Source organism: Sphingomonas sp. PP-CE-3G-477, from assembly GCF_003050745.1.
GTDB lineage: Bacteria > Pseudomonadota > Alphaproteobacteria > Sphingomonadales > Sphingomonadaceae > Sphingomonas.
Genome location: NZ_QAOF01000024.1, coordinates 2,501 through 5,520 on the forward strand (window position 1 = coordinate 2,501; position 3,020 = coordinate 5,520).

A 3,020-nucleotide genomic window follows, 5' to 3' on the forward strand; every position below is an offset into this window, starting at 1 on the left:
TTCGGCGGTTCGTGAGCGCTTCGGCGTCAACGATCTGGACGAGCGGTTCGAAGCTCCAGATATCGACATCATCATAACTAATAATCTGGCTGAGATTATAATCATCCGCACCTGACAAAGGCCAACGCGCACTGCTCTGCCGAGTTGGTGATCCGAAAGGACACCCAGTGATGTCGTTGGTGGTGTGGACTCTCAAGCGTGAGGTAAGGGCAATTCGTGGATGCCTTGGCACATACAGGCGATGAAGGACGTGGCACGCTGCGATAAGCGTCGGTGAGCTGTGAGCAAGCTTTGACCCGACGATTTCCGAATGGGGAAACCCACCTATCCCGATTAATTCTACCTGCGCGGTAACGCACAGGTCGAGTTAATTAGGTTAGGTATCACTTAGCTGAATACATAGGCTTCGTGAAGCGAACCCGGCGAACTGAAACATCTCAGTAGCTGGAGGAAAAGACATCAACCGAGATTCCGTTAGTAGTGGCGAGCGAACGCGGACCAGGCCAGTGCCTGAATTTCAACTAGTAGAAGTCTTCTGGAAAGAGACGCCATAGCGGGTGACAGCCCCGTATACGAAAGTGAGAATTCAGGACTCGAGTAGGGCGGAACACGTGAAATTCTGTCTGAACATGGGGGGACCACCCTCCAAGCCTAAATACTCGTATGTGACCGATAGCGAACTAGTACCGTGAGGGAAAGGTGAAAAGCACCCCGATGAGGGGAGTGAAACAGTACCTGAAACGGATTGCCTACAAGCAGTTGGAGGGCTTTTATGGCCTGACAGCGTACCTCTTGCATAATGGGTCTGTGACTTAATGTATCAAGCAAGCTTAAGCCGATAGGTGTAGGCGCAGCGAAAGCGAGTCTGAATAGGGCGCCAGAGTTTGATGTATTAGACCCGAAACCCGGCGATCTAGGCATGACCAGGATGAAGGTGCAGTAACATGCACTGGAGGTCCGAACCGATTAACGTTGAAAAGTTACCGGATGAGTTGTGTTTAGGGGTGAAAGGCCAATCAAGCCGGGAAATAGCTGGTTCTCCGCGAAAACTATTGAGGTAGTGCCTCGCACGAACACCTTAGGGGGTAGAGCACTGGATGGGCTAGGGGGTCGCGAGATCTACCAAACCTAACCAAACTCCGAATACCTAAGAGTGATATGCGGGAGACAGACGGCGGGTGCTAAGGTCCGTCGTCAAAAGGGAAACAGCCCTGACCTACAGCTAAGGCCCCCAAATCGTATCTAAGTGGGAAAGCATGTGGGACTTCCAAAACAACCAGGAGGTTGGCTTAGAAGCAGCCATCCTTTAAAGAAAGCGTAACAGCTCACTGGTCTAAACAAGAGGTCCTGCGGCGAAGATGTAACGGGGCTCAAGATACGTGCCGAAGCTTAGGGTGTGCCACTTATGTGGTACGCGGTAGCGGAGCGTTCCGTAAGCCTGTGAAGCGATCTGGTAATGGGTCGTGGAGGTATCGGAAGTGCGAATGCAGACATGAGTAGCGATAAAGAGGGTGAGATGCCCTCTCGCCGAAAGACCAAGGGTTCCTGCGCAAGGCTAATCCGCGCAGGGTGAGCCGGCCCCTAAGACGAGCCCGAAGGGGGTAGTCGATGGGAACCACGTTAATATTCGTGGGCCTGGTGGTGTGTGACGGATCATGTGTGTTGTCATCCCTTATCGGATTGGGATGGCTTCGAAATGGTTCCAGGAAATAGCCCCACCGTATAGACCGTACCCGAAACCGACACAGGTGGTCAGGTAGAGTATACCAAGGCGCTTGAGAGAAGTGTCCTGAAGGAACTCGGCAAATTGCCTCCGTACCTTCGGAAGAAGGAGGCCCTCACTATGCGCAAGCACTTTGAGGGGGCACAGGCCAGGGGGTAGCGACTGTTTAGCAAAAACACAGGGCTCTGCTAAGTCGGCTTCAAGACGACGTATAGGGCCTGACGCCTGCCCGGTGCCTGAAGGTTAAGTGGAGGGGTGCAAGCTCTGAAATGAAGCCCAGGTAAACGGCGGCCGTAACTATAACGGTCCTAAGGTAGCGAAATTCCTTGTCGGGTAAGTTCCGACCTGCACGAATGGCGTAACGACTTCCCCACTGTCTCCAGGACATGCTCAGCGAAATTGAATTCTCCGTGAAGATGCGGAGTACCCGCGGTTAGACGGAAAGACCCCGTGCACCTTTACTGCAGCTTCAGAGTGGCATTAGGAAGAAACTGTGTAGCATAGGTGGGAGGCTTTGAAGCATCGGCGCCAGCTGATGTGGAGCCATAGGTGAAATACCACCCTGTTTGTTTCTGATGTCTAACCTCGTTCCGTAAGCCGGAACAGGGACCCTCTGTGGCGGGTAGTTTGACTGGGGCGGTCGCCTCCTAAAGAGTAACGGAGGCGCGCAATGGTGGGCTCAGGACGGTCGGAAACCGTCTGTTAGAGTGCAATGGCATAAGCCCGCCTGACTGCGAGACTGACAAGTCGAGCAGAGACGAAAGTCGGTCATAGTGATCCGGTGGTCCCTCGTGGAAGGGCCATCGCTCAACGGATAAAAGGTACGCCGGGGATAACAGGCTGATAACCCCCAAGAGCTCATATCGACGGGGTTGTTTGGCACCTCGATGTCGGCTCATCACATCCTGGGGCTGGAGCAGGTCCCAAGGGTTTGGCTGTTCGCCAATTAAAGTGGTACGTGAGCTGGGTTCAGAACGTCGCGAGACAGTTTGGTCCCTATCTGCCGTGGGCGTCGAAATTTGAGAGGAGTTGACCCTAGTACGAGAGGACCGGGTTGAACATACCTCTGGTGTACCAGTCGTTCCGCCAGGAGCGCAGCTGGGTAGCTATGTATGGACGGGATAACCGCTGAAAGCATCTAAGCGGGAAGCCTCCCTCGAGATAAGATTTCATAGAGCCGTCGGAGACCACGACGTTGATAGATCGGATGTAGAAGTGCGGTAACGCATGGAGCTAACCGATACTAATTGCTCTATTCGCGCTTGAGAGTCTCACACCATCAATGACAACACTGGGT

The 3,020-nt window shown here is 53.4% G+C and carries 1 rRNA gene; it reads left to right on the forward strand.

The window, feature by feature from the left end:
• Positions 1-193 precede the first annotated feature (193 nt).
• Positions 194-2,990: ribosomal RNA gene (locus C8J45_RS18720) — 23S ribosomal RNA — on the forward strand.
• The last annotated feature ends 30 nt before the right edge of the window (positions 2,991-3,020 follow it).